Origin of the sequence: Citrobacter sp. wls716, assembly GCF_005280975.1 — a bacterium.
GTDB classification, from domain to species: domain Bacteria; phylum Pseudomonadota; class Gammaproteobacteria; order Enterobacterales; family Enterobacteriaceae; genus Citrobacter; species Citrobacter youngae.
The window spans coordinates 1-24,527 of the sequence record NZ_SZWX01000016.1; the positions used below are offsets into that span (position 1 = coordinate 1).

Here is a 24,527-nt window from a genome sequence, read left to right on the forward strand (position 1 = left end):
AGGCCTGATAAGCGTAGCGCCATCAGGCAATTCGATGCTGATTGCCGGATGGCTGCATTGCCTTATCCGGCCTACAACGGCCCAATTTACTCTGTCACCAGAACCGGCTGACGGTTAACGCGGCGACTGTAGTTCTGATAGATCGCCATCGCCAGCAGTGAGAAGAAGATCGGGCCACCGGTCATCCACAATGCGCTGTTCCAGTCTCCGGCCTCGATCACTGGCTGAATAATGGTAAATACGTTGGCAAACGTCACCACCAGCACCACCACGCCTGTTGCCAGTAGCGTCGCCGCGCGGGTTTTAAAAATAACAAACGGTCTTTCCAACCCCTCGCGGGATTTGAAGAATGGGAATGCCAGCGCCAGGAACAAATACGGCAGCGTCATGGATACGTTCGCCATCAGGGTCAATTTGTTATAGAACGCTGAAGCCGTATCGCCGCCGAACGAAACCAGCAGGATAAACAGGCTTACCAGCAGACTCTGCAACCACATTGCGGTCGTCGGCATCCCCACCGCATTCAGTTTGGTCATCGGCGCGGGCCACAATGCCTTCGGCGTACCCTGAATAATCGCTTTCAACGGCGAGTAGCTAAGGGTAAAAAAAGCACCGGTATAGGCAAGGAACATCGAAAGCCCGGTGATACGCGCGAACCATACGCCCATCGCCATCGCGGTCTCAGGGGAAAGATGCAGCGCATTACCCAACGTCATCCCGAGGCTCTTCATCAGGATATAAGTAATATTGCCGAGGTTGACCGAGTTATTACTTAATACCTGCTGCCAGTTGGTGCTAACGCCCCATAAAAAGATGGCCAGTGAATAACCAACAGAAATGACAATAGCGGCAAAAACAATGCCTTTAGCAAAGTTCTTTTCTGGTTTTTCTGTTTTATCAACTAATCCACCCACGGCCTCTATTCCGCCGTAAGCAAAAATGGCGAATACCACAAATGACAGCATGGACAGACCGGACTGATATCCCGGATTAGGCGAGGAAATGAAATTAATATCCTGAGCAAAGTGGCCACCAGTTAATAACAAAATAGCGACACTCACTAACAACAGAACTAAATTAAGACACATTACGGCAATTCCGCCTACTGCCGTAATACGCGCAATCTTATTAATACCCCGGGATGCCACACAGGTCACCAGAATCATCCAGCCAACGGCGAGCAGTCCGACGACTTGCGTAGGCTCAAGCCCCGCGATACGCCAGTGCTGGGTCATGTCTGCGCCAAATAAGAAGGTTGAAAAAGGTACCCAGACTTTCGCGGCAGTACTGACCATCCAGATAACATAGGAGGAGAACCACATAAAGGTGCCGATAAAGGCATAGCGAGGTCCAACGCTATTATTCATCCACGAATAGATTCCACCCTCTTCTTTCCGATAGGCAGAACCCATTTCCGCCATCATTAAAGCAAATGGAATAAAGAATAATAATGCAGAAAATACATACCATGGAATAGCACTGTATCCCATTAAATAGAAAGCCGAAGGGCTATTGGCAAATCCAAAAACTGACGTAAATATCATAAGGATGAGACCTGGCAGGCTCATCTTCTTTATTGTTTGGGTCATTCAACTATCCCTTACTCTGGCAAGCGTTTCGCAAACGCCGCTCACCGATTGGCACCGCTCTCTTTGCAGAGTTCAGCAATTAAAAATCAACACAGAATTGATACCTAAACGATATCAGATATCCAGATATAAATTGTGGCCATTAGAGGGAAAGTGAAAAAATGTGCTACAAAGTGGCGGTTTTATCGCCACTTTGTATTGTAGAGGGATAACCCGTTATGCACGATCGACGGTAAAGGCGATAACGTCAGCCAGACTCTCAGCGCCCAGCGCCAGCATCACCAGACGGTCAACACCCAGCGCCACGCCAGAGCAATCCGGCATCCCAACCTTCAACGCTTCAAGCAGGTTGGTGTCAATGGGCTGCTGCGGCAGGCCGCGCGCGGCACGTTTACGATTATCCTGCTCGAATCGTTGCTGCTGTTCACGTGCATCAGTCAACTCATGGAAACCATTCGCTAGCTCAATACCTTTGTAATAAACCTCGAAACGCTCAGCCACGCGATGATCTTCGGTACTGATTTGTGCCAGTGACGCCTGACTGGCCGGGAAATGGTACACAAACGTTGGTTTGTCTTTGCCAATATGTGGCTCAACGCCCATTGTAAACAGCAGTTGCAGCAAGGTATCCCGGTCCTCTTCAGTATCCGCGATATTGCTGAGATCCAGCTTCGCCGCCACTTCCCGCAGTTGGGTTTTATCCGCAGACAGCGGGTCAATCTCCAGATGACGCTGGAAAGCTTGCTGGTAAGAAAGGCTTTCGGCAGGTGAACAGTCCAGCACTTGCTGCAGCAAATCATCCACTTCGTTCATCAGGCGATACATGTCGTAGTGTGGGCGATACCACTCAAGCATGGTGAACTCAGGATTATGATGACGTCCCATCTCTTCATTACGGAAGCTGCGACATAGCTGATACACCGGGCCACATCCTGCGACCAGCAGGCGCTTCATATGGTATTCCGGGCTGGTCATTAAATAGAGGTTCATCCCCTGGGAATGACCAGGGCCAACGAAACGCGTTTCGAACGGGAACAGGTGGATGTCCGTTACCGTCGCCTGACTCATGCAAGGTGTCTCAACCTCAAGCACTCCACGATCGGCAAAAAAGCGACGAATCTCCGCTATAATTGCTGCACGTTTTAACAGATTGGGGATGGACGCGCTCGGCTGCCAGGTTGCCGTTTCGCTCATGGTTGTTTCTCCGATTTCAGACAAGGGCACGAAGTCTACTCGTATCGCGCTAGCGAGACAAATTTCACGCGGGAATAATAAACACTGGCTGGCGGGTAAAAAAAGCAACATTGGGTGGTTTAGTAATTAAATTAATCAAATTCAATGATAATTCAGCCCTCTGATACGCTAAAAAAATCGAACACGTCAAATTTCCCTCACATCCCTAAGACTATACTATTGTACCTATAAAGGAGCAGTGGAAACGCGTTCATAACCTGTTTGAATCCGATTAAGCATCTGAATTCGGGCGGGGATGAAATAACAACAATCTGGAGGAATGTCGTGCAAACCTTTCAAGCCGATCTTGCCATTATAGGCGCCGGTGGCGCGGGATTGCGTGCAGCAATTGCTGCCGCACAAGCAAATCCCAACGCTAAAATCGCACTGATCTCAAAAGTGTACCCAATGCGCAGCCATACCGTTGCTGCCGAAGGCGGCTCTGCTGCTGTCGCGCAGGATCATGACAGCTTTGACTACCATTTTCACGATACGGTAGCAGGCGGAGACTGGCTGTGTGAGCAGGATGTCGTGGATTACTTTGTCCACCACTGCCCAACTGAAATGACGCAACTGGAACAATGGGGCTGCCCATGGAGCCGCCGTGAAGACGGTAGCGTCAACGTACGTCGCTTCGGCGGCATGAAAATCGAGCGTACCTGGTTTGCCGCGGATAAAACCGGCTTCCACATGCTGCATACGCTGTTCCAAACTTCTTTGCAGTTCCCGCAAATTCAGCGCTTTGATGAACACTTCGTTCTGGATATCCTGGTGGACGACGGTCATGCTCGCGGCCTGGTCGCCATGAACATGATGGAAGGCACCCTGGTACAAATCCGTGCTAACGCAGTCGTGATGGCAACGGGCGGCGCGGGTCGTGTTTACCGTTACAACACCAACGGCGGCATCGTAACCGGCGACGGTATGGGCATGGCGCTGAGCCACGGCGTTCCGCTGCGTGATATGGAATTCGTTCAGTATCACCCAACAGGTCTGCCTGGTTCCGGTATCCTGATGACTGAAGGCTGCCGTGGTGAAGGTGGTATTCTGGTCAACAAAAATGGCTACCGTTATCTGCAAGACTACGGCATGGGTCCAGAAACTCCGCTGGGCGAGCCGAAAAACAAATACATGGAACTCGGTCCGCGTGACAAAGTTTCTCAGGCTTTCTGGCACGAATGGCGTAAAGGCAACACCATCTCCACCCCACGTGGCGATGTTGTTCACCTCGACCTGCGCCATCTCGGCGAGAAAAAACTGCTCGAACGTTTACCGTTCATCTGCGAACTGGCGAAAGCCTACGTGGGTGTCGATCCGGTTAAAGAACCGATCCCGGTACGCCCGACCGCACACTACACCATGGGCGGTATCGAAACCGATCAGCACTGCGAAACCCGTATTAAAGGTCTGTTCGCGGTGGGTGAATGTTCCTCTGTTGGTCTGCACGGCGCTAACCGTCTGGGCTCTAACTCCCTGGCGGAACTGGTGGTCTTCGGTCGTATGGCCGGTGAACAAGCTGCGGAACGCGCTGCAACAGCTGGCGCTGCAAACAGTGCCGCTCTGGATGCACAGGTTGCTGGCGTTGAAAAACGTCTGAAAGATCTGGTTAACCAGGAAGGTAACGAAAACTGGTCTAAGATCCGTGACGAAATGGGTATCTCCATGGAAGAAGGTTGCGGCATCTACCGTACGCCGGAACTCATGCAGAAAACCGTTGATAAGCTGGCGGAACTACAGGAGCGCTTCAAGCGCGTACGTATCACTGATACTTCCAGCGTCTTCAACACCGACCTGCTGTATACCATCGAACTGGGTCACGGTCTGAACGTTGCTGAATGTATGGCGCACTCCGCTCTGGCGCGTAAAGAATCCCGCGGCGCGCATCAGCGTCTGGATGAAGGCTGCACCGAGCGTGACGACGTGAACTTCCTCAAACACACCCTCGCCTTCCGCGATGCTGACGGCACGACTCGCCTGGAATACAGCGACGTGAAAATCACCACTCTGCCACCGGCTAAACGTGTTTACGGTGGCGAAGCGGAAGCAGCCGATAAGAAGGAGAAGGCGAATGGCTGAGATGAAAAACCTGAAAGTTGAGGTGGTGCGCTATAACCCGGAAACCGATACCGCGCCGCACAGTGCTTTCTATGAAGTTCCTTATGATGAAACCACGTCTCTGCTGGATGCGCTGGGCTACATCAAGGATAACCTGGCACCGGACCTGAGCTACCGCTGGTCCTGCCGTATGGCAATCTGCGGCTCCTGCGGCATGATGGTCAACAATGTACCGAAACTGGCGTGCAAAACCTTCCTGCGTGATTACACCAACGGCATGAAGGTTGAAGCGCTGGGCAACTTCCCGATTGAGCGCGATCTGGTCGTCGACATGACGCACTTTATCGAAAGCCTGGAAGCGATCAAACCGTACATCATCGGTAACCCGCGTACACCGGATCAGGGTCCAAACACCCAGACTCCGGCGCAGATGGCGAAGTATCATCAGTTCTCCGGTTGCATCAACTGTGGTCTGTGCTACGCCGCGTGCCCGCAGTTCGGCCTGAACCCTGAGTTCATTGGACCGGCTGCGATTACGCTGGCGCATCGTTACAACGAAGATAGCCGCGACCACGGTAAGAAGGAGCGTATGGCTCAATTGAACAGCCCGAACGGCGTCTGGACCTGTACTTTCGTGGGCTACTGCTCCGAAGTCTGCCCGAAACACGTCGATCCGGCTGCGGCCATTCAGCAGGGTAAAGTTGAAAGTTCAAAAGACTTTCTTATCGCTACCCTGAAACCACGCTAAGGAGTGCATGATGACGACTAAACGCAAACCCTATGTGCGGCCGATGACGTCCACCTGGTGGAAAAAGCTGCCATTTTATCGCTTTTACATGCTGCGCGAAGGCACGGCAGTTCCGGCAGTCTGGTTCAGTATTGAACTGATTTTCGGCCTGTTTGCTCTGAAGCATGGTGCTGAGTCCTGGATGGGCTTTGTCGGCTTTTTGCAAAACCCGGTGGTGGTCATCCTCAACCTGGTTGTCCTGGCTGCAGCACTGCTGCATACCAAAACCTGGTTTGAGCTGGCGCCGAAAGCCGCCAACATCATCGTAAAAGACGAAAAAATGGGGCCAGAGCCGATCATCAAAGGTCTCTGGGTAGTTACTGCGGTAGTGACCGTAGTCATACTGTATGTAGCCCTGTACTGGTAAGGAGTCCGGGATGATTAATCCAAATCCAAAACGCTCTGACGAACCTGTATTCTGGGGTCTGTTTGGTGCAGGTGGTATGTGGGGCGCAATCATTGCGCCGGTAGTGGTTCTGCTGGTTGGTATTATGCTGCCGCTGGGTCTGTTCCCGGGCGATGCGCTGAGCTATGAGCGCATTATGGCATTTGCCCAGAGCTTCATCGGACGTGCGTTTCTGTTCCTGATGATCGTTCTGCCGCTGTGGTGTGGTTTACACCGTATGCACCACGCTATGCATGACCTGAAAATCCACGTGCCTGCTGGCAAATGGGTATTCTACGGCCTGGCTGCTATCCTGACCGTTGTAACAGCGATTGGCATTCTGACTATCTAATCGCAGTTGTTACCTATTAGGCCCGCCACTGGCGGGAGCCAACGAGAAAACTCGCGCATCGCAGGTGTCTCCGGGCGAGATTGCAAACGCGTTATCCAGTAACTCCCCAGATCAATCTGCGTTAAAAACGGCTGTACGATACGCTCACTACTGAGTAAATGCGTGAACATTCTGACCGGGGCGATTGCCACACCAATCCCCGCCTGCGCGGCTTCCAGCATGGTGACCGACGAGTCAAACACCACCACGTTGTGCGTCGGTGACGGCGGCGCTTCTCCAGCGGCCTGCATCCACAGCGCCCATTCATCACGACGATACGATCGTAATAGCGGAAATTTCAGGATATCTGCAGGAGTCTGAATCTGAGAGGCCAGCTCGGGTGAACAAAGCGGAGACATCAGCGCGCTACATAAATATTGCGCATCAGTATCGTGCCAGGCTCCCCCTCCGTAGCGAATGGTATAATCCAGCCCCTCTGCAGCAGGATCAACACGGTTATTATGCGTGGAAAGCTGTAAATCGATATACGGATAACACCGTTTAAAATCGTGTAGAAGTGGGAAAAGGCAACCCACCGCAAAAGTGCCCACCACACCAATTTTCAGTTTTTCCTGAGACTGGTTACCGGCAAAGCGGTCTAACATCGCCGCCATACGATCGAAAGAATCATTAAGTACAGGTAACAGACTCTCACCTTCTGTCGTGAGCATCAGGCCCCGTGAAACGCGAATAAAGAGCTGACAATTCAGCTGTTGTTCCAACGCTTTCACATGCTGGCTGATGGCAGAATGCGTCACGTTAAGCTCAATTGCTGCGCGGGTAAAGCTGAGATGCCTGGCGGCCGCTTCAAAAGCCCGCAGAGAATTAAGTGGGATATAGCTACGCGTCATCATCTAACCTGTTAGAAAAACTTATATCTGCTGCTAAATTTAACCGTTTGTCAACACGGTGCAAATCAAACACACTGATTGCGTCTGACGGGCCCGGACACCCTTTCGCTTTTTATTACGGAAATGATTTCATGATGAAAAAATCGTTATGCTGCGCACTACTGCTGACAGCCTCTTTCTCCACGTTTGCCGCCGCAAAAACAGAACAACAGATTGCCGATATCGTTAATCGCACCATCACCCCGTTGATGCAGGAGCAGGCTATTCCGGGTATGGCCGTGGCCGTTATCTACCAGGGAAAACCGTATTACTTTACCTGGGGTAAAGCTGATATCGCCAATAATCGTCCGATTACACAGAACACACTGTTCGAACTCGGTTCAGTCAGTAAGACCTTCAATGGCGTGCTGGGCGGCGATGCGATCGCCCGCGGCGAAATCAAACTCAGCGATCCGGTCACCCGGTACTGGCCGGAACTCACAGGCAAACAGTGGCAGAACATTAGTCTGCTGCACTTAGCCACATACACGGCAGGTGGCCTGCCGCTTCAGATCCCCGACGAGGTGACGAATAAAACCGCATTGCTGCGCTTTTATCAAAACTGGCAACCCCAGTGGGCCCCGGGCGCTAAACGTCTCTATGCTAACTCCAGCATTGGTCTGTTTGGCGTACTGGCGGTGAAACCCTCTGGAATGAGCTACGAAGAGGCGATGATCAGACGCGTCCTGCAGCCATTAAAACTCACACACACCTGGATTACCGTTCCGCAGAACGAGCAACGAGATTATGCCTGGGGCTATCGCGATGGCAAGCCCGTACATGTTTCGCCAGGCCAGCTTGATGCCGAAGCGTATGGTGTGAAATCCAGCATTATGGATATGGCTCGCTGGGTTCAGGCCAATATGGACGCCAGCCACGTGCAGGAGAAAACCCTGCAGCAGGGCATCGGGCTCGCACAGTCACGTTACTGGCGCATTGGTGAGATGTACCAGGGCTTAGGCTGGGAAATGCTTAACTGGCCGGTAAAAGCAGACACTATTATCAACGGCAGCGACAGTAAAATCGCTCTGGCGGCGCTTCCGGCCGTTGAGGTAAACCCACCTGCCCCCGCAGTAAAAGCCTCCTGGGTACATAAAACAGGTTCGACTGGCGGATTTGGTAGTTATGTGGCTTTTATTCCGGAGAAAAATCTTGGCATCGTGATGCTGGCCAATAAAAGCTACCCGAATCCTGCTCGCGTCGACGCGGCATGGCGCATCCTTGAAAAACTGCAGTAACCGGCGTTGAGGTCCGATCCGTCGGGCCTCCTTTCTTCCACTTCTTTTCCTGCTGTCATCTACACTTAACAAAAATACAGCAAGGAATATCCCATGCGCATTCTGCCCGTTGTTGCTGCAGTTACGGCTGCATTTCTGGTTGTTGCCTGCAGTTCTCCTACACCGCCGAAAGGCGTTACCGTGGTGAATAACTTTGATGCCAAACGCTATCTGGGCACCTGGTATGAAATTGCGCGTTTCGACCATCGATTCGAACGTGGGCTGGAAAAAGTGACCGCAACCTACAGCCTGCGCGATGATGGTGGGCTCAACGTCATCAACAAAGGCTATAACCCGGACAGGGAAATGTGGCAAAAAACGGAAGGCAAAGCCTATTTCACCGGCGATCCAAGCACGGCCGCGCTTAAAGTATCATTCTTCGGCCCCTTCTATGGTGGGTATAACGTAATTGCACTCGACCGGGAATATCGTCACGCGCTGGTTTGCGGTCCGGATCGCGACTATCTGTGGATCCTTTCACGGACCCCTACTATTTCAGATGAAATGAAACAGCAAATGTTAGCCATCGCGACCCGGGAAGGGTTTGAGGTGAATAAGCTGATTTGGGTGAAACAGCCTGGCGCTTAGTGAGTGCTCAGCTTCAGACCAATAATGCCGGCAACAATCAACCCCAGGCTGAGCAGACGTGCCGGACTGGCTGATTCACCCAGTAGCAGAATGCCGGTAATGGCCGCCCCTACCGCGCCAATCCCGGTCCAGACGGCATAAGCCGTACCAACCGGTAGCGTTCTCATCGCCCAGGAAAGCATAGCGATACTGACGATCATCGCCGCAATGGTGATAATACTTGGCGTTAAACGGGTAAAACCGTGGGTATATTTCAGACCAATAGCCCAGACAACTTCAAGCAGGCCCGCGATAAGTAAAACGATCCAGGACATGACTGGCTCCAGTACACAATGGGGCCGTCCCCGGGTGAAAGATGCGTTTGCAGGTCGTCCTGCAAAGCGGATGTATGAAATGGCATTTTTGCCCGGGAGAAAATGAATTTCAACCTTTTTATTCATTGCTTACTTAAAGCAAGAATTAAGCCCAATTAGAGGCGTAGTTCCCGCATTTGGCTCACATTGGACTTCTCTATGATGAAGAGCTTTCTGAACTCAGAAAGCCATTTGATCCTCTTCTGAATGCGAAAGGTTTATGCTTAAAATTTTAGTGATTGACCGGTGCCACTTCACCCGCACAGGGATAGAGGCCTTGCTTAATCATTCTGGTATGTTCAACTCTTCATTTCTGGTGTCAGGGATTAATAATCTGATGTTGGCTAAAGAGCATATTTTGCAGTGGAAGCCACATCTGGTAATCGCAGATTTATGTAGTTTTCTCAGCGATATTCACTCCAGCCCCCCCATCGCACCATTTTTTATGAGCTGCGGCGCCATCCCGCTGATTTTACTACAATCAGGCGACCGATCGCATAACCCAATCGATCCCCCTCACTCTGCCGCTCACTCGACATTGTCCAAACACATCGCGTTGCATGATCTTTCGCGCACGATCCAGAATGCACTACAGATCCGCCCCGTATTGGATACACCTAAAAATGCCACACCGCTGCTTACACCACAGGAAGAGAAGGTACTGTCGTTGTGGATGGATGGCGTTGATAACAATGCAATAGCCGCCGCGCTCTGCATTCATGGTAAGACGGTATACACCTATAAGCGAAATATCCGTATAAAGCTGCACCTGGGGAACCGCTTTTCACCGTTTCTCTCTCTACCTGAGAAGATGAATTAACGGTACGACGGTGCGTCGTACCGTTCATAGCTATTGCTGAGCCTTTGTCGCTGCACCAGAAATGGCACTACCGCCCTCAGAAATATCCTGACCTACGCCTCGCGTCGTATTACACGCCGTTAATACGGAAGAAAGTACCAACACAGAAAAGATCGCAGCAATTGTCTTCTTAACCATAACGTCTTCCTTTTTTAGCCAATATTGTTTGTGTATAGCTACTTAATAATAGACAAGATCCGGGGGGGTGACGGATAAACGACCGTTTTTAAGACAACATGAGGGGACTAGCTGGCAGCGTGAGAAATTGAATTACCGAGATGTTTGATATCTTCACCGAAGCCGCGCGCCGTATTACAGCCCGCCAGGAGGGTGCTGGTGAAAAGGATAAGCATTACAAGACCGAGAAGACGTTTCATCATTCCTGCCCTGGAAAAGTATGGCGCAGCAATCTGCACCCACATCTTAGAAATACGCAAAATCATTCAGGCCGCCTGATGCAGCCTGAAAGATGAAGAATATTACTTCACGCGGGATACGTATTCGCCAGAGCGGGTATCCACTTTGATGACTTCGCCGATCTGTACGAACAGCGGAACTTTAACCACTGCGCCGGTGGACAGCGTCGCTGGTTTACCACCAGTACCTGCAGTGTCACCTTTCAGACCTGGGTCGGTTTCAACGACTTCCAGCTCAACGAAGTTCGGCGGAGTCACGGAGATCGGCTGACCGTTCCACAGGGTCACGATGCATTCAGCCTGGTCCAGCAGCCATTTAGCGTTATCGCCTACCGCTTTCTCGTCAGCAGCCAACTGTTCGAAAGTGGTGTTATTCATAAAGTGCCAGAACTCACCGTCGCTATACAGGAAAGTCAGGTTCATGTCGGCTACGTCTGCGCCTTCAGCGGAGTCGGTAGACTTGAAGGTTTTCTCTACGCGAGTACCGGTCAGCAGGCGACGCAGCTTAACGCGCGCAAACGCCTGGCCTTTACCTGGTTTAACGAATTCGCTGGCTTCAACCGCATAAGGTTCGCCGTCCAACATGATTTTAAGACCAGCACGAAAATCGTTGCTATAGTACGTTGCCATAAGGCCCTCTGAAAATTGTTAACTGGTAGCTAAGCCACAAAATGGCGCATATTGTAACCCTAAATACCCCATCCAGAGAAGATTGGTTATCGCAACTTGCCGATGTTGTGACCGATCCTGATGAACTTCTGCATCTTTTGAATATAGACGCAGATGAAAAACTGTTGGCCGGACGCGATGCGAGACGGCTTTTCGCCCTGCGCGTTCCGCGTGCGTTTATTGCCCGCATGGAAAAAGGCAATCCAGACGATCCGCTTTTGCGTCAGGTACTTACTTCTCAGGAAGAGTTCGTTTCCGCACCAGGCTACTCGACCGATCCACTGGAAGAACAGCACAGCGTGGTTCCCGGTCTGCTGCATAAATATCGCAACCGGGCGCTGCTGTTGGTTAAAGGCGGTTGTGCGGTAAATTGTCGCTATTGCTTCCGCCGACACTTCCCGTATGCTGAAAACCAGGGCAATAAGCGCAACTGGCAGGTCGCCCTGGACTACATTAGCGCACATCCTGAGCTGGATGAGATTATCTTCTCCGGTGGCGATCCGTTAATGGCCAAAGACCATGAACTGGACTGGTTGCTCACGCAACTGGAAACCATCCCGCATATTAAGCGTCTGCGAATTCACAGCCGTTTGCCGATTGTTATCCCGGCGCGTATTACTGAAGGACTGGTCGAGCGTTTTGCACACTCTTCCCTGCAGATTCTGCTGGTCAATCACATTAATCACGCGAACGAAATTGATGAGACATTTCGTCAGGCAATGGCCAGCTTGCGTAAAGTGGGTGTCACATTGCTTAACCAAAGCGTCCTGCTGCGTGGCGTGAACGACAACGCACAAACGCTGGCAAACCTGAGCAATGCACTGTTTGATGCGGGCGTAATGCCCTATTACCTGCATGTACTGGATAAAGTGCAGGGAGCCGCTCACTTTATGGTGAGTGACGATGAGGCACGGAAAATCATGCGAGAGCTGCTGACGCTGATTTCAGGCTATATGGTCCCAAAACTGGCGCGCGAAATTGGCGGTGAGCCAAGTAAAACGCCGTTGGATTTGCAGTTACGCCAACAATAGTCATTATTGAGTGTCCGATTTCGGACACTCGACACGATTACTTATCATTTAAATTCCAACAAGTGGAGCCACACTTTTAATCTGTGCTATTTTAATTAGCGCTGTAAAATCATTCATTCGTAAATTTTATCAATAGTTTCAAATGCAGAACATCAATAAATATATGGTTAGGGAGAACCTTTGATGGCTATCAGTATTAAAGGTATTAATACCGGCGTTATTCGTCAGAAGAATGAATTTGTTGCTTTGGCATTAAAGATAAAAGAACCAAGAAATAAAGAGTCGCTGTTTTTTCTTTCTCCGCTTGGGCTAAGAGACTTGTTTATTGCTCTGGAAAGCAAGCTATACGCCAAACATCAACTAAGCGAAGACGAGCGTGTGCAATATGAGAAAGAATGCGAGAAAGCCAGCAAAAAGATGCACGAAAATATTCCTTTAATTCAGGAAGATGAGTTAAAGAATGCGGATATTAACCGTCGCATAAATTCACTGACGTTAGTGGATGATAAAGGGGAGAACTTAGCATTTTCTCTGACGCTGCATGACGGGAAAACAGATGAATTACTGATTAATGAATTACAGATTCAGGTGTTGGCGCATGCAATTATTCATGCAATAAATAATGCTGGCATGCGGGATTTAGCGCTACGAATTACATCGCTGCTGGATTTTCTGCCGCTGTATGATGTTGATTGCCAGCAAAACGACAATCTGGAATACGACTCTTATACACAACCCGAATGGAAACATAACCTGTTTAATCATTATCTGGCGATTATTTACCGCTATACGGATGATAAAGGAAAAGCCCAGTACTGTGGTTCGGTAGTAAAAACTCGCGCCCTTTCCGGCAGCAAAGAGGCCGAAGCCATTACTCGCCGTCTGCTCGATTTCAGCCCACGGCTGAAAAAACTTGCCGGTGTACCGTGCCAGGTGTTTGTCAGAACGTTGACGGGTGATAAGACGCAAAAGCTCAATCAGGATCAGTGCCTGCGCGCGCTGCATCATTTACGCGTTCAGTCTGCACATAAGACTCAGAATGCCTGATGGCGCTGCGCTTATCAGGCCTACGATTGCATGAGCCTGTCCAGGCCACTTTATTACACAAAATCATTCAATCTGCATCGCGGCGGCAAGCGAAGAAAATCCCCAGGAGCATAGATAACTATGTGACTGGGGTTTCACAGCGCAGCCAACAAAGGGGCTGGTTGAAGGATGAAGTGTAATCAGTTAGGGCACTTATAAACCTGCCCAATCATCTCACTAGCGGTAGGAACAAAGCTGGAGAGCATTCCCTGCGATGGGCTGCTGACGCCATAAATCACGTTACCGCCCATTGCCGCAGCCTGGTTACGCAGATCGTTTGCTGCGCCACGCATTGAGCCGCCCTCTTCGCCGTGCTGGCCAGAAAGCCAGTTGCTTTGCTTACCGGTTGCCGTGCCTATCAGTTGGCACTCTGCGCCAGGCTTGTCTTCGACAAAGCGTACGCTTTGCCCGGCTGAACTCAGTTCGTTGCTGGAGCTACAACCCGCCATCAGTAGCGCGGCACCAACGATCCCTGCTAAATATTTCACGTGCATGTCATTCCCCATAATCAATTAGTTGGACGTTATGTCCGTAGCTGAATCATATACTAAAAAGATGACCAAAAGAAAAACCCCCGGACATTTCTGCCCGGGGGTTTCTCAATTCTGGGAGATGAGCACCCAAATCATTCTGGTTGCAGGAAGGCGGCCAGTTTGTTAATCCCCAGGAGCTTACTCAAGTAAGTGACTGGGGTTAGCAAACGCAGCCAACGCATCTGCAGCCTGAAGGATGCAGGGAGTGGGCAATTACATCATGCCGCCCATTCCACCCATGCCGCCCATACCGGCAGCACCTAAGTCAGGCGCATCGCCTTTCGGCAGGTCGGTAACCATGCACTCGGTGGTGATCATCAGACCCGCAACAGAAGCCGCGTACTGCAGAGCAGAACGCGTTACTTTGGTTGGATCCAGGATACCCATGTCGATCATGTTGCCGTATTCTTCAGTTGCAGCGTTGTAACCGTAGTTACCGTCACCCGCTTTCACGGTGTTAGCCACTACAGACGGCTCTTCGCCACAGTTCAGTACGATTTGACGCAGTGGGGATTCCATTGCGCGCAGCGCAACTTTGATACCTACGTTCTGGTCTTCGTTCTGGCCTTTCAGGCCGGCAATTTTGCTTGCTACACGGATCAGCGCAACACCACCACCAGCAACCACGCCTTCTTCTACCGCAGCACGTGTCGCGTGCAGGGCATCTTCAACGCGAGCTTTCTTCTCTTTCATTTCAACTTCAGTCGCAGCACCTACTTTGATAACTGCAACGCCGCCTGCCAGTTTCGCTACGCGCTCCTGCAGTTTTTCACGGTCGTAGTCTGAAGTTGCTTCTTCGATCTGCTGACGAATCTGAGTCACGCGACCCTGGATTGCAGCTTCGTCACCCACGCCATCGATGATGGTGGTGGTGTCTTTGTTGATAACAACGCGTTTAGCCTGACCCAGATCTTCCAGAGTTGCTTTTTCCAGCTCCATACCGATCTCTTCAGAGATAACGGTACCACCGGTCAGGGTAGCGATATCCTGCAGCATCGCTTTACGACGGTCGCCGAAACCAGGTGCTTTAACCGCAGCCACTTTCACGATACCGCGCATGGTGTTAACAACCAGAGTTGCCAGCGCCTCGCCTTCAACATCTTCAGCGATGATCAGCAGCGGTTTGCCTGCTTTCGCAACGGCTTCCAGAACCGGCAGCATTTCGCGGATGTTGGAGATTTTCTTATCAGCCAGCAGGATGAACGGGCTTTCCAGTTCTACTGCGCCAGTTTCCGGCTTGTTGATGAAGTAAGGAGACAGGTAGCCACGGTCGAACTGCATACCTTCAACTACGTCCAGTTCGTCCTGCAGACCGGTACCGTCTTCAACGGTGATCACGCCTTCTTTACCGACTTTGTCCATCGCTTCAGCGATCAGTTTACCTACAGTTTCGTCGGAGTTAGCGGAGATAGTACCAACCTGAGCAATAGCTTTAGAGTCGGAGCACGGTACGGACAGTGCTTTCAGTTCTTCAACGGCAGCAGCGACAGCTTTGTCGATACCACGTTTCAGATCCATCGGGTTCATGCCCGCAGCAACAGCTTTCAGGCCTTCAGTGATGATGGACTGAGCCAGTACGGTTGCGGTGGTGGTACCGTCGCCTGCAGCGTCGTTCGCTTTAGAGGCAACTTCTTTCACCATCTGCGCACCCATGTTTTCGAACTTGTCTTCCAGTTCGATTTCACGTGCTACGGAAACACCATCTTTAGTGATGGTCGGTGCACCGAAAGATTTATCCAGAACTACGTTACGGCCTTTTGGACCGAGGGTAACTTTCACTGCATCTGCCAGTACATTCACGCCGCGCAGCATTTTCACACGAGCGTCGTTACCGAATTTTACGTCTTTAGCTGCCATTTTCTCTTTCCCTTAAATTCGTATGTTCAGTGTCGTTCGCGGATTAGGCTTCAACGATTGCCAGGATGTCGCTTTCGGACATGATCAACACTTCTTCATTGTCGATCTTCTCAGATTTAACACCGTAGCCATCGTTGAAAATGACGATATCGCCGACTTTCACGTCCAGCGGCTGTACAGAACCGTTGTCCAGGATGCGACCCTTACCGACAGCGATGATTTCGCCACGAGTTGATTTACCTGCAGCGGAACCGGTCAGTACGATGCCACCAGCAGATTTGGATTCAACTTCTTTACGTTTGACGATCACACGATCATGTAACGGACGAATACTCATTGATAGCTCTCCTTTGAGAAAGTCTTTATCAGTTATGGGTGACGCCGGCCCGTAAACGGTATCCCGGCTAGTGACCAGAGAGATGGGGATGGGCTTTTGTGCCTTCAAGGGGGCAAGCGAAAAAAAATTTTTATCAGCAGAAAATCCCGTCAAAACACCGACACGCCTCACATTTCATAACGATTTCAGCTACGTCGTCATAAGCAAATCCGATTGTGATACCATCGAAAATCTGCGCTGTAGCCCGGTACATGGGCATAACCGGATAACAACTTATGAGCGGATTAAAACAAGAGCTGGGACTGGCTCAAGGCGTTGGCCTGTTGTCGACATCATTGTTAGGTACAGGCGTTTTCGCCGTCCCCGCACTTGCCGCGCTGGTTGCTGGCAACAACAGCCTGTGGGCATGGCCGGTGCTGATCGTTTTAGTCTTTCCGGTGGCGATTGTCTTTGCCGTACTCGGTCGCCATTTTCCCAGCGCAGGCGGCGTGGCGCATTTTGTCGGCATGGCCTTTGGCTCACGGCTTGAGCGCGTTACCGGGTGGCTTTTTTTATCGGTAATTCCAGTGGGGTTACCTGCGGCGTTGCACATTGCCGCCGGATTCGGCCAGGCAATGTTTGGCTGGCATGGTTGGCAGCTTCTGTTAGCAGAGCTCGGCACGCTGGTATTGGTCTGGTACATCGGTTCGCGGGGTGCCAGCTCCAGCGCAAACCTGCAAACGGTGATTGCCGGACTGATCGTCGCGCTGATTGTCGCCATCTGGTGGGCTGGCGAGTTGAAACCGAGTGAGATCCCCTTTCCTGCCATTGACAAAATTGAGTTTCCCGGGCTTTTTGCCGCGCTGTCGGTGATGTTCTGGTGCTTTGTTGGCCTTGAAGCGTTCGCACACCTGGCCTCTGAATTCAAAAATCCGGAGCGGGATTTCCCGCGCGCGCTGATGATAGGTCTGCTACTGGCCGGTTCCGTGTACTGGGCATGTACCGTCGTTGTACTTCATTTTGGTGCGTACGGAGAGCAGATGGCGGCGGCGGCATCGCTGCCTGAAATCGTCGTTCAACTGTTTGGCGTTCACGCCCTGTGGGTTGCCTGCATCATTGGTTATCTGGCCTGCTTTGCCAGCCTGAACATTTATATCCAAAGTTTCGCCCGTCTGGTGTGGTCGCAAGCACAATATAAACCTGAGAGCTGTCTGGCTCGTCTATCCCCTCGCCATCTTCCGGGCAATGCGCTAAACGCCGTATTGGGCTGCTGCGTCGTCAGTACATTGTGCATCTATATGCTGCAAATCAATCTCGACGCGTTAATCATCTACGCTAACGGCATCTTTATTATGATTTATCTGCTGTGCATGCTGGCGGGATGTCGATTACTGAAAGGACAATACCGCGCGCTGGCGGTTATTGGCGGTCTGCTGTGTCTGCTGCTGTTGGCGATGGTAGGCTGGAAGAGCCTGTATGCGCTGATTATGCTGGCAGGGCTGTGGCTGTTTTTACCGAGCCGGAAAATGGCTGAGGCCAAATAAGCAATAAGAAAGCCCGGTAGCACTTACCGGGCCTGCAGGGTCAGTCGCGACGATCGTCGTCTTTATGATCAAGACGGTTGCGCTCATCGTCTTTACGCTGAAATTCACCGTCGAAGGTCTCACCGCCACCGGTTCCGGCACTAAATCCACCACCTGGCATACGCGAAAAACGCAAATGTGGCAGCAACTTCATGGTCAAATGTTTCTGCACCGGAGGTAATAAAAGAAGAAGACCGAGGAAATCGGTGAAGAAACCAGGCAACACCAACAGCAAGCCGGCGATAATCAGCGACACGCTCTTGATCATTTCTGCAGCCGGACTTTCACCTGCCGCCATTTTCTGTTGCATCAGTAAAAAGTTCTTAAACCCCTGGTTACGAACCAGAGACATACCGATAACCGAGGTAAAAATAACCAAAATCAGGGTCATCAGGACACCCAGCACATGGGCAACCTGGATAAAAATAGATATCTCTATGTAAACGTAGAGAAAAATGGCAAGTAATGGTATCCAGCGCAAAGGGTTCTCCTGTTGAAAACAGCCGTTTTCACCAACAACTGCTCGAAAATTGTGTGACTTGCATCACTCTAATATTGGGGTGATTAGCAAAATTTCAAGCTGCTTGTACACTAATATTTGGTGTTAATCCTAAAGGGGTGATCTATTTCACAGAATAATAAATAAGGGGTAAATTCCACGCTTTAAGTGATCCAGATTACGGTAGAAATCCTGAACCAGCATATGATCTCGGGTATCAGACCGATGCAGGGGATAATCGTCGGTCGGGAAACAATCGAAATCACATATATCCTGTGTGTTTAGTCAAATCATTGGCAGCTTGAAAAAGAAGGTTCACATGTTAAACAACATTCGTATCGAAGAAGACTTGTTGGGTACCAGGGAAGTTCCAGCGGACGCTTACTATGGTGTCCACACTCTGAGAGCGATTGAAAACTTCTACATTAGCAACAACAAAATCAGTGACATTCCTGAATTTGTTCGCGGCATGGTAATGGTTAAAAAGGCAGCGGCACTGGCCAACAAAGAGCTGCAAACTATTCCTAAGAGCGTGGCAAATGCCATCATCGCGGCGTGTGATGAAGTCCTGAATAACGGAAAATGCATGGATCAGTTCCCGGTAGATGTTTACCAGGGTGGTGCGGGTACCTCCGTCAACATGAACACCAACGAAGTGCTGGCCAATATCGGTCTGGAACTGATGGGTCACCAGAAAGGTGAATATCAGTACCTGAACCCGAACGACCACGTCAACAAATGTCAGTCTACCAACGACGCTTACCCGACCGGTTTCCGTATCGCTGTTTACGCATCCATCATCAAACTGATTGATGCTCTGAACCAGCTGCGTGAAGGCTTCGAGCAAAAAGCTGTTGAATTCCAGGACATCCTGAAAATGGGTCGTACCCAGCTGCAGGATGCTGTACCGATGACCCTCGGTCAGGAATTCCGTGCTTTCAGCGTACTGTTGAAAGAAGAAGTGAAAAACATTGGCCGTACCGCTGAGCTGCTGTTGGAGGTTAACCTCGGCGCAACTGCAATCGGTACGGGTCTGAACACACCGAAAGAGTACTCTCCGCTGGCAGTGCAAAAACTGGCTGAAGTGACCGGTTTCGCCTGCGTTCCTGCAGAAGACCTGATTGAAGCCACCTCCGACTGTGGCGCATACGTTATGGTGCACGGTGCACTGAAACGTCTGGCTGTGAAAATGTCCAAAATCTGTAACGACCTGCGTTTGCTCTCCTCTGGCCCACGTGCCGGCCTGAATGAGATCAACCTGCCGGAACTGCAGGCGGGCTCTTCCATCATGCCAGCAAAAGTGAACCCGGTTGTTCCAGAAGTTGTAAACCAAGTGTGCTTTAAAGTCATCGGTAACGACGTCACTGTTACCATGGCATCTGAAGCAGGTCAGCTGCAGCTGAACGTAATGGAACCTGTTATCGGCCAGGCAATGTTCGAATCTATCCACATTCTGAGCAATGCTTGCTACAACCTGCTGGAAAAATGCGTTAGCGGCATCACTGCTAACAAAGAAGTGTGTGAAGCATTCGTTTATAACTCCATCGGTATCGTCACCTACCTCAACCCGTTCATCGGTCACCACAACGGCGATATCGTCGGTAAAATTTGTGCCGAAACCGGTAAGAGCGTGCGTGAAGTTGTCCTGGAGCGCGGTCTGTTGACCGAGGCAGAACTGGACGATATCTTCTCTGCACAGAACCTGATGCACCCGGCTTATAAAGCAAAACGTTATACTGATGAAAGCGAACAGTAATCGTGTAGGGTAGTACCAGAGAGGGCACGTCATGATGACGTGCCTTTTTTCTTGCACCAAGTTACTTAAAAACAACAATTTAATATCAACTTGTTAAACAACAAGGAAGGCTAATATGATAGTTTTAGAACTTATCATCGTTTTGCTGGCAATCTTTTTGGGTGCCAGACTTGGGGGTATCGGTATTGGATTTGCAGGTGGGCTGGGTGTTCTGGTTCTCGCCGCTATTGGCGTAAAACCGGGTAATATTCCGTTCGATGTTATTTCCATTATCATGGCGGTTATCGCTGCTATCTCCGCCATGCAGATTGCCGGTGGTCTGGACTATCTGGTCCATCAAACTGAAAAACTGCTGCGTAAGAACCCGAAATACATCACAATCCTTGCACCGATCGTGACCTATTTCCTGACTATCTTTGCCGGTACCGGCAACATCTCTCTGGCAACGCTGCCAGTTATCGCTGAAGTCGCGAAGGAGCAAGGGATCAAACCTTGCCGTCCGCTTTCTACCGCAGTGGTTTCTGCACAGATTGCGATTACCGCATCACCTATCTCAGCGGCCGTGGTTTACATGTCTTCCGTCATGGAAGGTCATGGTATCAGCTACATTCACCTGCTGTCAGTGGTCATTCCGTCTACCCTGCTGGCCGTTCTGGTGATGTCCTTCCTGGTCACCGCACTGTTCAACTCCAAACTGTCTGACGACCCGATTTATCGTAAGCGTCTGGAAGAAGGTCTGGTTGAACTGCGCGGTGAAAGACAAGTTGAAATCAAAGCTGGCGCGAAAACCTCCGTTTGGTTGTTCCTGCTGGGCGTAGTTTGTGTTGTCGTTTACGCCATCGTCAACAGCCCAAGCCTTGGCCTGGTCGCTAAACCGCTGATGAACACCACCAACGCCATTCTGATCATCATGTTGAGCATCGCGACGCTGACGACAATCATCTGCCGCGTTGAAACTGACTCCATCCTGAACTCCAGCACCTTCAAAGCCGGTATGAGCGCCTGTATTTGTATCCTGGGTGTTGCATGGCTGGGTGATACCTTCGTATCTCACAACATTGACTGGATCAAAGATACTGCAGGTAGCGTAATTCAGGGTCATCCGTGGCTGCTGGCTGTCATCTTCTTCTTTGCTTCTGCTCTGCTGTATTCTCAGGCTGCAACGGCTAAAGCACTGATGCCGATGGCTCTGGCACTGAACGTTTCTCCACTGACCGCTGTAGCGTCTTTCGCTGCGGTTTCTGGCCTGTTCATTCTGCCTACCTACCCAACTCTGGTTGCGGCGGTTCAGATGGATGACACCGGTACTACCCGTATCGGTAAATTCGTCTTTAACCATCCGTTCTTCATCCCGGGTACTCTGGGTGTGGTTCTGGCTGTCTGCTTCGGCTTCTTGCTGGGTAGCTTCATGCTGTAAGTTTTACCTGCGGGGTGCTTAGGCATCCCGCAGTACCTCCCCGCCTCGCTTTAACTAACATCCTTCCCTCGTCCGTTGTATAGTTACCGTTCTCTTGCTGGTTACTCTGTTCTTTCGAGGTGTTTATGCTTGATGTTAAGAGTCAGGATATCTCCATCCCCGATACCGTTGTGGTGCTCTGTACCGCCCCGGATGAAGCAACCGCCCAGGATCTGGCTGCAAAAGTACTGGCAGAAAAACTGGCCGCCTGCGTGACGCTGCTGCCCGGTGCAACGTCTCTCTATTATTGGGAGGGTAAGCTGGAGCAGGAATATGAAGTCCAGATGATTTTAAAAACTACCGTCACGCACCAGCAAGCGCTTCTCGATTGCCTGAAGTCTCATCATCCATATCAAACCCCTGAACTTCTGGTTTTACCCGTCACTCACGGAGACTTTGATTACCGCTCATGGCTCAACGCATCCTTACGCTGATCCTGCTGCTATGCAGCACATCCACTTTTGCCGGATTATTTGATTCGCCTGGCCGCTCGCAGTTTGTCCCTGCCGACCGGGCATTTATTTTTGATTTTCAGCAAAACCAACATGACCTGAACTTCTCATGGCAGGTAAAAGACGGCTACTACCTGTACCGCAAACAGATAAGCATTACACCGTCTCAGGCTGATATTGCCGAGGTAAAGCTACCGCCAGGCGTCTGGCATGAAGATGAGTTTTACGGCAAAAGTGAAATTTACCGTAAGCAGTTGAACGTTCCGGTAACGATCAATCAGGCCGCATCTGGTGCAACGCTGACCGTTACTTACCAGGGCTGTGCCGATGCCGGATTTTGCTATCCGCCGGAAACCAAAACCGTTCCACTCAGTGAAGTCATGGCTCGTACAGATGCGACGCCTACACCAACGCCTGATACAGTCGCCCCGGAAAAACAATCACAGCCAGCCGCCCAACTCCCCTTTTCCGCACTGTGGGCATTGCTGATCGGGATTGGCATTGCCTTTACCCCCTGTGTATTGCCGATGTATCCACTGATTTCCGGGATCGTACTCGGCGGTAAACAACGCTTATCAACCGGGCGGGCTCTGCTGCTGACCTTTATCTACATACAGGGAATGGCGCTCACCTATACCGCGCTGGGTCTGGTCGTTGCGGCTGCCGGGCTACAGTTTCAGGCCGCGCTACAGCATCCCTATGTATTGATTGGGCTTGCCATTGTCTTTACGCTGCTGGCTCTGTCGATGTTTGGCCTGTTCACGCTGCAGCTCCCTTCATCGCTGCAGACGCGTCTCACATTGATGAGTAACCGCCAGCAAGGCGGCTCTCCTGGTAGCGTCTTTGCGATGGGGGCGATTGCCGGCCTCATCTGTTCCCCTTGCACCACAGCCCCGCTAAGCGCGATTTTGCTGTATATCGCTCAGAGCGGGAACATGTGGCTGGGAGGCGGCACGCTGTATCTGTACGCACTGGGGATGGGATTACCCCTGATGCTGATTACCGTATTTGGTAACCGCCTGCTGCCTAAAAGTGGCCCATGGATGGAACATGTCAAAACCGCTTTTGGTTTCGTCATCCTTGCGCTTCCCGTCTTTTTACTCGAACGCATTATTGGCGACGAATGGGGCATTCGCTTATGGTCACTGTTAGGCGTCGCGTTCTTTGGCTGGGCGTTCATCACCAGCCTGCAGGCAAAGCACGCCGGGATGCGTATCGTGCAGATTGTCCTGTTAGCCGCAGCACTGGTATGCGTGCGTCCACTGCAAGACTGGGCGTTCGGCGCGCCGCATACTCAAACCCAGGCACACCTTAACTTCACGCCGGTGGCATCGGTAGATGCGTTAAATCAAGCGCTGGAGCAAGCTAAAGGCAGGCCAGTCATGCTGGATCTGTATGCCGACTGGTGTGTAGCCTGTAAGGAATTTGAAAAGTACACGTTCAGTAATCCGCAGGTTCAGCAAGCGCTAGGCAACACGGTGCTGTTGCAAGCTGATGTGACAGCAAACAATGCCCAGGATGTCGCTCTGCTGAAACACCTACAGGTTTTAGGTTTGCCGACTATCTTGTTCTTTGATGCCGAGGGAAAAGAGCATCCGGAGGCCCGGGTAACGGGTTTTATGGATGCCGCGACCTTCAGCGCACATTTGCGCGATCGCCAACCGTGAGCGACACTTGCAACAGGAAATACGGAGGAGAATACCGTGCAACGTGAAGATGTCCTGGGAGAAGCCCTGAAATTACTTGAGGTTCAAGGGATAGCCAATACCACACTGGAAATGGTGGCAGAGCATGTCAATTATCCACTTGATGAACTGCAACGCTTCTGGCCTGATAAAGAGGCCATTCTGTACGATGCCTTGCGTTACCTCAGTCAACGGGTGGATATCTGGCGGCGTCAGCTTTTGCTGGATGACACGCTGAGCGCTGAGCAGAAACTACTGGCACGCTATAACGCGCTGTCCGAATGCGTGAGTAATAATCGCTATCCAGGCTGCCTGTTCATCGCTGCCTGCACGTTTTACCCCGATCCAGGCCATCCTGTCCATCAGTTGGCCGATCAACAGAAAAAGGCTGCACATGACTTCACCCATGAGCTGCTGACGACGCTGGAAGTTGATGACCCGGCAATGGTCGCCAAACAGATGGAACTGGTGCTGGAGGGCTGCCTGAGTCGCATGCTGGTTAATCGCAGCCATGCTGATGTAGAAACAGCACATCGTCTGGCCGAAGATATCCTGCGTTTTGCTCAGTGTCGTATGGGCGGGGCGCTGACCTAAGCGCACAATGCTTATTGGAGAGCGCGAGACTGGGGCACCTCCCTATTTTGTTCAATCTTCAGGCACAAATGCGTAGATTGCCGCAATATTAAGCGGTTGAACGGTTTTCCCCGAAATTTAATTGACTGACCGACGTGAATACGGTTTAATGCGCCCCGTTGCCCGGATAGCTCAGTCGGTAGAGCAG

The 24,527-nt window shown here is 51.1% G+C and carries 26 protein-coding genes; 15 read left to right on the forward strand and 11 right to left on the reverse strand.

Annotated elements, in window-relative coordinates:
• Window positions 1-86: 86 nt before the first annotated feature.
• Together yjeM and epmA are read right to left on the reverse strand one after the other, a co-directional pair.
• Window positions 87-1,589, reverse strand: coding sequence for a glutamate/gamma-aminobutyrate family transporter YjeM (yjeM, locus tag FDX24_RS01205; protein ID WP_137363706.1), 1,503 nt, complete (start codon window positions 1,587-1,589; stop codon window positions 87-89).
• Window positions 1,590-1,805: 216 nt separating this feature from the next.
• Window positions 1,806-2,783 carry an elongation factor P--(R)-beta-lysine ligase gene (gene epmA, locus FDX24_RS01210; RefSeq protein ID WP_048212905.1) on the reverse strand — a complete coding sequence of 326 codons (978 nt, stop codon included), beginning with the start codon at window positions 2,781-2,783 and terminating at the stop codon, window positions 1,806-1,808.
• Between the two features lie 324 nt (window positions 2,784-3,107).
• Between epmA and frdA the strand changes: the two genes are divergently transcribed.
• Genes frdA through frdD form a run of 4 tightly spaced genes read left to right on the forward strand, consistent with a single transcriptional unit; the run spans window position 3,108 to window position 6,401 of the window.
• Window positions 3,108-4,898, forward strand: coding sequence for a fumarate reductase (quinol) flavoprotein subunit (gene frdA / locus FDX24_RS01215; protein WP_048212906.1), 1,791 nt, complete (start codon window positions 3,108-3,110; stop codon window positions 4,896-4,898).
• The gene (gene frdB / locus FDX24_RS01220; RefSeq protein WP_003025540.1) at window positions 4,891-5,625 is read left to right on the forward strand and encodes a fumarate reductase iron-sulfur protein; all 735 of its coding nucleotides are present in this window, start codon (window positions 4,891-4,893) and stop codon (window positions 5,623-5,625) included. Before frdA ends, frdB begins: the two co-directional genes overlap by 8 nt.
• Before the next feature lie 10 nt (window positions 5,626-5,635).
• Complete coding sequence (gene frdC, locus FDX24_RS01225; protein ID WP_048212908.1) at window positions 5,636-6,031, forward strand: fumarate reductase subunit FrdC; 396 nt, start codon at window positions 5,636-5,638, stop codon at window positions 6,029-6,031.
• Between the two features lie 10 nt (window positions 6,032-6,041).
• A complete protein-coding gene (gene frdD, locus FDX24_RS01230) occupies window positions 6,042-6,401 on the forward strand; it encodes a fumarate reductase subunit FrdD (protein ID WP_048212909.1) in 360 nt (119 codons plus the stop codon).
• Here the strand turns inward: frdD and ampR are convergent.
• Complete coding sequence (ampR, locus tag FDX24_RS01235; protein ID WP_137363707.1) at window positions 6,398-7,291, reverse strand: LysR family transcriptional regulator AmpR; 894 nt, start codon at window positions 7,289-7,291, stop codon at window positions 6,398-6,400. The two genes, frdD and ampR, sit on opposite strands and share 4 nt — an antisense overlap.
• Window positions 7,292-7,422: 131 nt before the next feature.
• Here ampR and blaCMY point away from each other — a divergent pair, with 131 nt between their 5' ends.
• Both blaCMY and FDX24_RS01245 read left to right on the forward strand, forming a co-directional pair.
• A complete protein-coding gene (gene blaCMY / locus FDX24_RS01240; protein WP_101743240.1) occupies window positions 7,423-8,568 on the forward strand; it encodes a CMY-2 family class C beta-lactamase in 1,146 nt (381 codons plus the stop codon).
• Window positions 8,569-8,661: 93 nt separating this feature from the next.
• Window positions 8,662-9,195, forward strand: a complete 534-nt coding sequence (locus FDX24_RS01245; protein WP_137363708.1) for a lipocalin family protein — start codon at window positions 8,662-8,664, stop codon at window positions 9,193-9,195.
• Here FDX24_RS01245 and sugE read toward each other — a convergent pair.
• Window positions 9,192-9,509: a quaternary ammonium compound efflux SMR transporter SugE gene (gene sugE / locus FDX24_RS01250; protein WP_000118520.1), complete on the reverse strand. Its 318-nt coding sequence runs from the start codon at window positions 9,507-9,509 to the stop codon at window positions 9,192-9,194. The genes FDX24_RS01245 and sugE overlap by 4 nt on opposite strands.
• Window positions 9,510-9,768: 259 nt before the next feature.
• Between sugE and FDX24_RS01255 the strand changes: the two genes are divergently transcribed.
• Window positions 9,769-10,368 (forward strand): LuxR C-terminal-related transcriptional regulator, encoded by a 600-nt coding sequence (locus FDX24_RS01255; protein WP_137363709.1) that lies wholly within the window; start codon window positions 9,769-9,771, stop codon window positions 10,366-10,368.
• A gap of 30 nt (window positions 10,369-10,398) precedes the next feature.
• On the opposite strand, the gene ecnB is transcribed toward FDX24_RS01255, so the two are convergent.
• From ecnB to efp, 3 genes are all read right to left on the reverse strand, one after another.
• Window positions 10,399-10,545 (reverse strand): lipoprotein toxin entericidin B, encoded by a 147-nt coding sequence (gene ecnB / locus FDX24_RS01260; RefSeq protein ID WP_003025482.1) that lies wholly within the window; start codon window positions 10,543-10,545, stop codon window positions 10,399-10,401.
• A gap of 107 nt (window positions 10,546-10,652) precedes the next feature.
• Window positions 10,653-10,787 carry a lipoprotein antitoxin entericidin A gene (gene ecnA / locus FDX24_RS01265; RefSeq protein ID WP_040232999.1) on the reverse strand — a complete coding sequence of 45 codons (135 nt, stop codon included), beginning with the start codon at window positions 10,785-10,787 and terminating at the stop codon, window positions 10,653-10,655.
• 99 nt (window positions 10,788-10,886) lie between these two features.
• Entirely contained in the window at window positions 10,887-11,453 is a 567-nt protein-coding gene (gene efp / locus FDX24_RS01270; RefSeq protein ID WP_003025478.1) for an elongation factor P, read from the reverse strand.
• A 41-nt stretch (window positions 11,454-11,494) separates the two neighbouring features.
• Here efp and epmB point away from each other — a divergent pair, with 41 nt between their 5' ends.
• Both epmB and yjeJ read left to right on the forward strand, forming a co-directional pair.
• The gene (gene epmB, locus FDX24_RS01275; RefSeq protein ID WP_061067087.1) at window positions 11,495-12,523 is read left to right on the forward strand and encodes an EF-P beta-lysylation protein EpmB; all 1,029 of its coding nucleotides are present in this window, start codon (window positions 11,495-11,497) and stop codon (window positions 12,521-12,523) included.
• 183 nt (window positions 12,524-12,706) lie between these two features.
• On the forward strand, window positions 12,707-13,570 hold the full coding sequence (yjeJ, locus tag FDX24_RS01280; RefSeq protein ID WP_040232941.1) for a YjeJ family protein: 864 nt from the start codon (window positions 12,707-12,709) through the stop codon (window positions 13,568-13,570).
• A gap of 179 nt (window positions 13,571-13,749) precedes the next feature.
• Here yjeJ and FDX24_RS01285 read toward each other — a convergent pair whose 3' ends face one another.
• The 3 genes from FDX24_RS01285 to FDX24_RS01295 form a co-directional block, all read right to left on the reverse strand.
• Window positions 13,750-14,103, reverse strand: a complete 354-nt coding sequence (locus FDX24_RS01285) for a DUF4156 domain-containing protein (RefSeq protein WP_003025468.1) — start codon at window positions 14,101-14,103, stop codon at window positions 13,750-13,752.
• A 252-nt stretch (window positions 14,104-14,355) separates the two neighbouring features.
• The gene (groL, locus tag FDX24_RS01290; RefSeq protein ID WP_003830576.1) at window positions 14,356-15,999 is read right to left on the reverse strand and encodes a chaperonin GroEL; all 1,644 of its coding nucleotides are present in this window, start codon (window positions 15,997-15,999) and stop codon (window positions 14,356-14,358) included.
• A 43-nt stretch (window positions 16,000-16,042) separates the two neighbouring features.
• Window positions 16,043-16,336, reverse strand: a complete 294-nt coding sequence (locus FDX24_RS01295; protein WP_005120976.1) for a co-chaperone GroES — start codon at window positions 16,334-16,336, stop codon at window positions 16,043-16,045.
• A 275-nt stretch (window positions 16,337-16,611) separates the two neighbouring features.
• Here FDX24_RS01295 and yjeH point away from each other — a divergent pair, with 275 nt between their 5' ends.
• Entirely contained in the window at window positions 16,612-17,859 is a 1,248-nt protein-coding gene (gene yjeH / locus FDX24_RS01300; protein WP_048212917.1) for an L-methionine/branched-chain amino acid transporter, read from the forward strand.
• Window positions 17,860-17,899: 40 nt separating this feature from the next.
• Here the strand turns inward: yjeH and FDX24_RS01305 are convergent, their stop codons facing one another.
• Entirely contained in the window at window positions 17,900-18,379 is a 480-nt protein-coding gene (locus FDX24_RS01305; protein ID WP_048212918.1) for an FxsA family protein, read from the reverse strand.
• Between the two features lie 337 nt (window positions 18,380-18,716).
• On the opposite strand from FDX24_RS01305, the gene aspA reads away from it, so the two are divergent.
• From aspA to FDX24_RS01330, 5 genes are all read left to right on the forward strand, one after another.
• On the forward strand, window positions 18,717-20,153 hold the full coding sequence (gene aspA / locus FDX24_RS01310) for an aspartate ammonia-lyase (protein WP_048212919.1): 1,437 nt from the start codon (window positions 18,717-18,719) through the stop codon (window positions 20,151-20,153).
• Window positions 20,154-20,268: 115 nt separating this feature from the next.
• On the forward strand, window positions 20,269-21,570 hold the full coding sequence (gene dcuA / locus FDX24_RS01315; protein ID WP_003830670.1) for an anaerobic C4-dicarboxylate transporter DcuA: 1,302 nt from the start codon (window positions 20,269-20,271) through the stop codon (window positions 21,568-21,570).
• A gap of 125 nt (window positions 21,571-21,695) precedes the next feature.
• Window positions 21,696-22,043 carry a divalent cation tolerance protein CutA gene (cutA, locus tag FDX24_RS01320; RefSeq protein WP_003025447.1) on the forward strand — a complete coding sequence of 116 codons (348 nt, stop codon included), beginning with the start codon at window positions 21,696-21,698 and terminating at the stop codon, window positions 22,041-22,043.
• Window positions 22,019-23,728: a protein-disulfide reductase DsbD gene (locus FDX24_RS01325; RefSeq protein ID WP_137363710.1), complete on the forward strand. Its 1,710-nt coding sequence runs from the start codon at window positions 22,019-22,021 to the stop codon at window positions 23,726-23,728. Before cutA ends, FDX24_RS01325 begins: the two co-directional genes overlap by 25 nt.
• 36 nt (window positions 23,729-23,764) lie before the next feature.
• A complete protein-coding gene (locus FDX24_RS01330) occupies window positions 23,765-24,340 on the forward strand; it encodes a transcriptional regulator (RefSeq protein WP_101743244.1) in 576 nt (191 codons plus the stop codon).
• Window positions 24,341-24,527: the final 187 nt, after the last annotated feature.

What these genes read in the sequence shown, in the direction of transcription:
- yjeM (WP_137363706.1), bottom strand. Translation starts at nt 1,589, where the DNA reads ATGACCCAAACAATAAAGAAGATGAGCCTGCCAGGTCTCATCCTTATG.
- epmA (WP_048212905.1), bottom strand. Translation starts at nt 2,783, where the DNA reads ATGAGCGAAACGGCAACCTGGCAGCCGAGCGCGTCCATCCCCAATCTG.
- frdB (WP_003025540.1), top strand. Translation starts at nt 4,891, where the DNA reads ATGGCTGAGATGAAAAACCTGAAAGTTGAGGTGGTGCGCTATAACCCG.
- frdC (WP_048212908.1), top strand. Translation starts at nt 5,636, where the DNA reads ATGACGACTAAACGCAAACCCTATGTGCGGCCGATGACGTCCACCTGG.
- frdD (WP_048212909.1), top strand. Translation starts at nt 6,042, where the DNA reads ATGATTAATCCAAATCCAAAACGCTCTGACGAACCTGTATTCTGGGGT.
- ampR (WP_137363707.1), bottom strand. Translation starts at nt 7,291, where the DNA reads ATGACGCGTAGCTATATCCCACTTAATTCTCTGCGGGCTTTTGAAGCG.
- blaCMY (WP_101743240.1), top strand. Translation starts at nt 7,423, where the DNA reads ATGATGAAAAAATCGTTATGCTGCGCACTACTGCTGACAGCCTCTTTC.
- FDX24_RS01245 (WP_137363708.1), top strand. Translation starts at nt 8,662, where the DNA reads ATGCGCATTCTGCCCGTTGTTGCTGCAGTTACGGCTGCATTTCTGGTT.
- sugE (WP_000118520.1), bottom strand. Translation starts at nt 9,509, where the DNA reads ATGTCCTGGATCGTTTTACTTATCGCGGGCCTGCTTGAAGTTGTCTGG.
- FDX24_RS01255 (WP_137363709.1), top strand. Translation starts at nt 9,769, where the DNA reads ATGCTTAAAATTTTAGTGATTGACCGGTGCCACTTCACCCGCACAGGG.
- ecnB (WP_003025482.1), bottom strand. Translation starts at nt 10,545, where the DNA reads ATGGTTAAGAAGACAATTGCTGCGATCTTTTCTGTGTTGGTACTTTCT.
- ecnA (WP_040232999.1), bottom strand. Translation starts at nt 10,787, where the DNA reads ATGATGAAACGTCTTCTCGGTCTTGTAATGCTTATCCTTTTCACCAGC.
- efp (WP_003025478.1), bottom strand. Translation starts at nt 11,453, where the DNA reads ATGGCAACGTACTATAGCAACGATTTTCGTGCTGGTCTTAAAATCATG.
- epmB (WP_061067087.1), top strand. Translation starts at nt 11,495, where the DNA reads ATGGCGCATATTGTAACCCTAAATACCCCATCCAGAGAAGATTGGTTA.
- yjeJ (WP_040232941.1), top strand. Translation starts at nt 12,707, where the DNA reads ATGGCTATCAGTATTAAAGGTATTAATACCGGCGTTATTCGTCAGAAG.
- FDX24_RS01285 (WP_003025468.1), bottom strand. Translation starts at nt 14,103, where the DNA reads ATGCACGTGAAATATTTAGCAGGGATCGTTGGTGCCGCGCTACTGATG.
- groL (WP_003830576.1), bottom strand. Translation starts at nt 15,999, where the DNA reads ATGGCAGCTAAAGACGTAAAATTCGGTAACGACGCTCGTGTGAAAATG.
- FDX24_RS01295 (WP_005120976.1), bottom strand. Translation starts at nt 16,336, where the DNA reads ATGAGTATTCGTCCGTTACATGATCGTGTGATCGTCAAACGTAAAGAA.
- yjeH (WP_048212917.1), top strand. Translation starts at nt 16,612, where the DNA reads ATGAGCGGATTAAAACAAGAGCTGGGACTGGCTCAAGGCGTTGGCCTG.
- aspA (WP_048212919.1), top strand. Translation starts at nt 18,717, where the DNA reads ATGTTAAACAACATTCGTATCGAAGAAGACTTGTTGGGTACCAGGGAA.
- dcuA (WP_003830670.1), top strand. Translation starts at nt 20,269, where the DNA reads ATGATAGTTTTAGAACTTATCATCGTTTTGCTGGCAATCTTTTTGGGT.
- cutA (WP_003025447.1), top strand. Translation starts at nt 21,696, where the DNA reads ATGCTTGATGTTAAGAGTCAGGATATCTCCATCCCCGATACCGTTGTG.
- FDX24_RS01325 (WP_137363710.1), top strand. Translation starts at nt 22,019, where the DNA reads ATGGCTCAACGCATCCTTACGCTGATCCTGCTGCTATGCAGCACATCC.